This is a genomic window from Brenneria alni, from assembly GCF_003666245.1.
GTDB classification, from domain to species: Bacteria; Pseudomonadota; Gammaproteobacteria; order Enterobacterales; family Enterobacteriaceae; genus Brenneria; species Brenneria alni.
In genome coordinates, this window is sequence record NZ_MJLZ01000071.1 from 1 (window position 1) to 7,363 (window position 7,363).

The 7,363-nt window shown below is 39.0% G+C and carries 7 protein-coding genes; all 7 read right to left on the reverse strand.

Features of this window, described 5'->3' with window-relative positions:
* Positions 1-84: 84 nt before the first annotated feature.
* Entirely contained in the window at positions 85-936 is an 852-nt protein-coding gene (locus tag BIY29_RS19120; protein WP_121576609.1) for a glycosyl transferase, read from the reverse strand.
* 194 nt (positions 937-1,130) lie between these two features.
* A complete protein-coding gene (locus tag BIY29_RS19125; RefSeq protein ID WP_121576610.1) occupies positions 1,131-2,558 on the reverse strand; it encodes a lipopolysaccharide biosynthesis protein in 1,428 nt (475 codons plus the stop codon).
* 54 nt (positions 2,559-2,612) lie between these two features.
* Positions 2,613-3,473 carry a dTDP-4-dehydrorhamnose reductase gene (gene rfbD / locus BIY29_RS19130; protein ID WP_121576611.1) on the reverse strand — a complete coding sequence of 287 codons (861 nt, stop codon included), beginning with the start codon at positions 3,471-3,473 and terminating at the stop codon, positions 2,613-2,615.
* A complete protein-coding gene (gene rfbC / locus BIY29_RS19135; RefSeq protein WP_121576612.1) occupies positions 3,470-4,006 on the reverse strand; it encodes a dTDP-4-dehydrorhamnose 3,5-epimerase in 537 nt (178 codons plus the stop codon). The genes rfbD and rfbC overlap by 4 nt, the downstream gene beginning before the upstream one ends.
* A 1-nt stretch (position 4,007) precedes the next feature.
* The gene (rfbA, locus tag BIY29_RS19140) at positions 4,008-4,877 is read right to left on the reverse strand and encodes a glucose-1-phosphate thymidylyltransferase RfbA (protein ID WP_121576613.1); all 870 of its coding nucleotides are present in this window, start codon (positions 4,875-4,877) and stop codon (positions 4,008-4,010) included.
* Positions 4,878-4,895: 18 nt separating this feature from the next.
* Positions 4,896-5,960, reverse strand: coding sequence for a dTDP-glucose 4,6-dehydratase (gene rfbB, locus BIY29_RS19145; RefSeq protein ID WP_121576614.1), 1,065 nt, complete (start codon positions 5,958-5,960; stop codon positions 4,896-4,898).
* A gap of 19 nt (positions 5,961-5,979) precedes the next feature.
* Positions 5,980-7,363, reverse strand: a 1,384-nt coding sequence (gene wcaJ, locus BIY29_RS19150) for an undecaprenyl-phosphate glucose phosphotransferase (RefSeq protein ID WP_205680381.1), incomplete at its 5' end; no start/stop codon positions are given.

Genomic DNA, 7,363 nt, shown 5'->3' on the forward strand with positions numbered 1-7,363 from the left:
CTTTATATTATAAAAAATGACGAAACAAAGCCATTTTATTCATATGTAAGTAAGCCTGCTTAGATATCCCCAATCAAACAGCCGTTAATGTCTATTTTTTTTACACCTTGGATGTATACCTGATAGAAATATTCTTATCATTAAAAATGACTCATGAAATTTAAGCCGGGAAGAAAATATAATAACCTTTTTTATTAAGGAAAGAAATGACCACAGAGTAGGATAGTGTCTAACTGCCAGAGCAAAATCTATTAATCTTTCCCTAGTCCTAAACGAAGACTGGTTTTCTTCTACTCTTGACAAAGAGTGATATAGAATCGAAGATGTTCTCATCGTGAAAACCTCCCCCAAGTTAATCAACACTTTAATATTTCTAAAAAAGCTAATATCGACCCCATATAAAGCAAAGGCTTCGTTAAATGGATTCAATTTATGTTTTTGGAATTTATCTATCACTCTACGATTTATTATTAAACCAGAGCCTATAGAGAAAGTATCTTTTGCATCAAGGATTTCATCCCCTTCAACAACAATACCTGAAGAAATAGGATAATATATCTCGCCATCGAAATTAGATACGATTCTTGGTAATTCTATATCATACTCACTATACAACACAGAGTAATGAAAAGACTCGGTTATAATGGTATCATCATCCAAGATGATATATTTTTTTACTCTGTCATACTTTTCAATAAAATCATTATATAGATAACTTAGGGGTTTATTACTAATGTCATTAATTAATTCTATAGAATCAAAACTAGAGAATAGCTCAGGAAAGCAGTTTTCATCAATAGATATATTTAATGGGCCATTGTTGTAAATTAACAGTTTTGAGTTACTAAATCCAAATTTAGCAATAGTTTTTAAAGTCATAGACTCATCTATGCATTTATCATAGATAACGACTAAAATAATGTTATCAAAACCCATTTAAAAACCTTAATCAAAGAAAGGGTATGTATACAACTGAGAACGCCGCCAAAAAATCACACTCACATCTGTTGGCGGTATATCTGCTGATATATTATATCCATAATATATCAATAACAACTGAATATTATAATCTGTACCATGCTAACTAAAAGCAGATTAAATAAAGGCTGAGGGTCTATAATTATTAAAATCTACCTTTGAAAAACTTTTAACATGATAGAACGCAGTTGCTTATCCAGGATAATAATCATTACCGCATATGCTATAATTCCTGATAAAACAGAGAGAATAAAAGAATAGAACATAGTAAAAGAAATACTTGAATAAAATTTAACATAAGACACTACAATAAACACACCCACTGAAGATATAAATATTGGCGCTATTTTTTTTAAAACTAACAGAGATGATAATCCAGTCAAACGGAACACAAAAAACATGACAGGAAAAAGATTAATAACATTCGCCAAGAAGTACAATTGAGCGAAGATAATTATCCCAAACTTAACACCGATTAAAAATGCAGAAACCTGTAAAATAGCTCCAATGACACCTAACAACATGAGAGTATCTGTTCGGCCCTTAGACATAAATATTGTGCCTGAAGTACTGAGAACAGACTGAATGATAGCTGTAGGAGCAAGCCAAATAAGTATATCTGACGTTAACATCCATTTATCGCCAAATACTATCAGTACAAACTCTTTACTTAAAACAGCGACCCCTAACATTAAAGGCATAACAATTATTAAAATATAATAAATGACATCTGAATACACCTTTCGTGTTTTTTCAGGATCATCTTGATATTGGCTCAAGATAGGGAAAAGAGCACGTGAAGCAACAAAAGTTAAACTCTGTAATGGGAAGAGCATGACTCTATAGGCTAATGAATATGCACCCAATATGTTTGCGGACATATAATGCCCAATAATCATACTATCAACATTACGTGAAAAATAATTAATGAAATTAAAGAAAGTTAAATTCGCACTAAATCCAAAGATATTTTTTAACTCGTTTATATCCCAAATCTTTTTTAAACTTGGCCGCCAATCAGAAGCATGCCAAAGTTGGATCGTAGACAGTAAATTCAGTACTAAAATTTGTATAACAAGGCTCAAAACCCCATATCCCATTAATGCCATAGATACAGCAGCAATGAACGATACCAACGAAGAACTAACTTCTATAAGCGCTACTTTTCTAAACTTTGATTGCCTTTCTAATAAGGCCAGATGTGTTGCAGAACTGCTACCTAGTGGAAAACTTAAAGAGATTAAACACAATACTAAAATCAACTTTTCCTGATGAAATAAAAACGCGACAACTGGCGAAGTCACAACAACAAAAAGACAAACAATCCCTCCCATAAAAACATTAAGCCAAAAAATCGCGTTGATTGTCTTATCAAGCAATTCTTTCCTCTGAATTATAGCGGCCGAGGTTCCTAAATCTCGAATTAACATAGCCAGATTAACAACAACGAGAGCCATAGCCATCAAACCATACTCATCTGGTGGAATCAACCGGGCTAAAACAACCATGCTTAATAGCTGAACTAAGATCTTAAATCCCTGAGATAACCCAATCCATTTTGTGTTCGACAATAATCCCATAAATTTTTCTTTAGTGAAATAGTCTATTTTATTAAGGCAAAAACAGCCTTCCTTTTATACATACATTTTTCTTAAAATATTTTCTAATGCTACACGCCAGGATGACAGGGAAATCCCGTAACTTATTATTTTGTCACACGACAAGACTGAATATTTTGGACGTTCTGTGGGGGTGGGATACTGTATAGTCAACAGCGAGTTTAATCTGGGTTTTACTGCTATCAACTTATTGTCAGCAGCCTCATTGAAAATATATTTAGCAAACTCGTACCAGGAAACTTCTTTATCTCCGCAATAATGATAAATTCCTGCGTTAGCATCTTTATTTATCAATTGTATAATTGCACCAGCAATATCACCGGCATAGGTAGGGCAGCCCCGCTGATCGGAAACGATTCCCAGGCTATCCTGTTCCTTACCAAGCCGCAACATAGTTTTGACAAAGTTATTTCCATATTCGCTAAATACCCAGGCAGTACGTACGATGATCGAATTTGATGCCTCTTTCAACACCATCCTTTCACCGTCTAACTTCGTTTTTCCGTACACGCCAAGCGGATTAACAGGATCGGTTTCAATATAGGGCCGTTCAGATTTGCCATCAAACACATAGTCTGTGGAAACATGCACTAATCTGGCGTTTATTGAGCTGGCCGCACGAGCAAGATTCTGAGGTCCCGTTACATTAATCCGGGCGGCCAGTTCCGGTTCAGATTCTGCTTTATCAACAGCGGTATAGGCTGCAGCATTGACAATAACGTCGGGATGATGTTCCTGCACTGTCTGACTCACTTTATCCGCATCGGTAATATCAAGTTCATCAGAATCCGTAGCCAGCAACGTCCACCCTTCTGGTAGACGGTCCTGAAAACAACGCCCCAGTTGACCTTTAGCTCCGGTTAATAAGACCTTCATGAATTGAGTTCCTTGAACAATTTACCCAGCTTATCTTTTTCCGAAAGCAACGGATTAGCTATAGGCCACTTAATACCAATATCTGGATCATTCCAAAGCAAGCATCCCTCATGAGCCGGATTGTAATAATCAGTACATTTATATTCAAAATCAGCCGTATCGGAGAGGACTACAAAACCATGAGCCAAACCCGGTGGTATCCAGAATTGGGTTTTATTCTCTTCTGATAAGATAACGCCTTCCCACGCGCCATAGGAGGGAGAATCTGGACGGATATCGACCGCGACATCGAATACTTCTCCTCTGACCACCCGCACCAGTTTTCCCTGCGGGTTAACTTTCTGGAAATGTAACCCTCGCAAAACACTTTTCGATGAACGCGAGTGGTTATCCTGAACAAAGTCCAAAGTATTGCCCAGCATTTCCTGGTAGCGTTTTTTTTCGAATGTTTCCAGGAAGAAACCTCTGGCATCACCAAATACCTTTGGCTGAACAATTTTTACCCCTTCAATTCGGGTATCAAGAACCTGCATATTATTTCTCCACAATCAACCGGGTCAGATATTGCCCATAGTGCGTCTTACTCAGTGACTTCGCTTCTTCAGCAACTTGTTCTTTAGTCAACCATCCTTTACGGAAAGCTATCTCTTCAAGACAAGCGACCTTTAAGCCCTGCCTTTTTTCAATCGTATGAACAAACTGGGAAGCCTCGATTAAACTGTCATGGGTTCCGGTATCCAGCCATGCAAAACCACGCCCCAGTAACTCAACATTCAGAACGCCTTGTTCCAGGTACATTTCATTCAGCGTCGTAATCTCCAGTTCGCCACGAGACGATGGCTTTATCTGTTTAGCCATATCCACTACCAGGTGATCATAGAAATAGAGGCCGGTCACTGCCCAATTAGACTTAGGCTTCAGCGGTTTTTCTTCCAGTGAAATTGCTCGATAGTTTTCATCAAACTCAATTACGCCAAAGCGCTCAGGATCCGTCACCTGGTAACCGAAGACCGTAGCACCTTCGGTACGTGCGGCTATCGTTTCCAGTTTCTTGCCAAAACTCTGACCAAAATAGATATTATCTCCCAACACCAGAGCGCAGCGATCTCCTGCAATAAACTCCTCGCCAATAAGGAAGGCTTGCGCCAAACCATCTGGACTGGGCTGTACTGCATAGCTAAAACTAACGCCAAAATGGCTGCCATCACCTAACAGGCGCTGAAACGAGGGCATATCTTCCGGCGTAGAAATAATCAGGATATCCCTGATGCCGGCCAGCATAAGTACCGAGATTGGATAATAAACCATTGGTTTATCATAGATAGGCAACAGCTGTTTAGATACGCCGCGGGTAATAGGGTGCAAACGCGTGCCGGAACCACCGGCTAAAACAATACCTTTCATTTTATCAGCTCCTGATAATTAGCTGGATAATCCCAGACGTTCTCCAGCATAGGAACCATCTTTAACCCGGCTCCACCACTGTTCATTGTCCAAATACCATTCAACTGTTTTACGAATACCGCTTTCAAATGTTTCCTGCGGTTTCCAGCCAAGTTCGCGCTCAATTTTTGCAGCATCGATGGCGTAGCGCATATCGTGACCCGGACGATCGGCGACATAGGTAATCAAATCGGCATAGTGGGCAATACCAGCAGGCCGGTCCGGAACCAGTTCATCCAGCAGTGCGCAAATCGTTGTCACCACATCAATGTTCTTACGCTCATTATGACCACCGATGTTATAGGTTTCCCCAACCTTACCTTCAGTGACGACTTTGTACAGCGCTCTTGCGTGGTCTTCCACATACAGCCAGTCGCGAATCTGAGCGCCATTGCCATAAACGGGTAATGACTTACCTTTCAGCGCATTCAGGATTATCAACGGCATCAATTTTTCCGGGAAATGATACGGGCCATAATTATTCGAGCAGTTTGTCACTAACACGGGTAACCCGTAAGTACGGTGCCAGGCTCGTACCAGATGATCGCTGGAAGCCTTAGAAGCCGAGTAAGGACTGCTTGGCGCATAAGGAGTCGTTTCTGTAAACAGATCGTCGGTTCCGTGTAGATCACCATAGACTTCATCAGTAGAGATATGATGGAAACGAAATGCCTCTTTTTTTTCTTCGCTCAGCATCCCCCAGTAAGTGCGGGTAACCTCAAGCAGGGTGTAAGTTCCAACTATATTTGTCTGAATAAAAGCAGCCGGGCCATCAATTGAGCGATCGACATGACTTTCGGCAGCCAGGTGCATAACCGCATCAGGTTTAAATGAAGTGAAAGCATTAGTTAATGCTTCTTTATCGCAAATATCAACCTGCGTGAAAGAATAGCGAGAGTCTGAAGATATTTCCTGCAAGGACTCAAGATTGCCTACATAAGTTAAAGAGTCAATGACTAAAATATGATCTTTGGTTGCTTTAATAATATTGCGTACAACTGCTGACCCAATAAATCCAGCGCCACCCGTGACAATAATATTCATATTTTTCCCATAACAATAGTTAATACGCGGATTTATTAATAAACCCTTTAAAAATAGTAAGAAATATTATTTTTATGTCGAGCCACAAACTCCAGTTCTGAATATAATAAAGGTCAAACTCGACTCTTTTCTCCATTTTTTCTAATGTCTCAGTTTCCCCCCTCCAACCGTTAATCTGAGCCCAACCTGTTATGCCTGGCTTCATTTTATGTCTTAGCATATAACCCTTGATTAACTTTCTATATTGCTCGTTATGAGCAACCGCATGTGGTCGGGGCCCCACAATAGACATATCACCCTTAACAACATTAAAAAATTGAGGCAATTCATCAAGAGAGGTTTTTCTTAAAAAAGCTCCAACAGTAGTTATCCTCGCGTCGCCCTTCCTAGCTTGTATAACGGTATCTCCGTTTTCCATTACCGACATACTGCGAAATTTCCATACTTCTATCGCTTTACCATCGATGCCATATCGCTTTTGTCTAAAAATTGCAGGTCCTGGAGAGGTCAATTTTACGATGCATGCTATCGCTAAAAGAATTGGTGAAATGATAGTGATAATCAATATGGCAAGAATAATATCCTCGCACCGCTTAATCACCATATTAATACCACTCATCGCGGTATCATAAAGTGAAATGACAGGTATACCATTAACCATTTCGCTACGAGATTGCAATAAGTTGAAGGTAAAAATATCAGGAACTAACAAAACAGTGCAGGTTGTGTCCGCAAGTTCTGAAAGAATGTAATTAATAAGATCTGATTCCTGCATAGGTAAGGCAATATAAACCTTATCAATATCACCGCTGCGAGCATTTTCTATAAGAGCATCTATACCGCCAAGCATACAAATTTTCAAACGAGAATACTCTTCAGATGAAAATCCTTTTTCTGGCATATAATAGCCAACAACATTCAGCCCTAACCATGGCGAATTCATAATGCTTTCAATCAAATGGTATCCCGCTACTGAGTCGCCAACAACGACAATGCGACGACTGTTATAGCCTAATTTCCTTAAATATCTGACAGTGACTCTTATCGCCATACGTGCAAAGAAAAAACCCAATAAAGAAAAGAAAAACCACAAAAGATGATATTTAAGACCAATAAAGAGGGCAGGAATAATCGATAAAATTCCGGCACTAAAGATAACACTTAGCAACCAGTTACGTGCTAATGATTGCATTTCAACTCTGAAGCTTACGCCTCGCCATGAGCGATAAAAATCAGTGATACCGCCAATCATCTGAAATGTTGATAAGCTAATAAATGCAAACAACCAATGCTGAATTGATATTTCATCATTCACTAAAAACGAGACGGAAAATGTACTAACAAGTATAATGAATATATCAGAAAATCGTTGCAACATTGATATGATCGACGCATTAGTATAG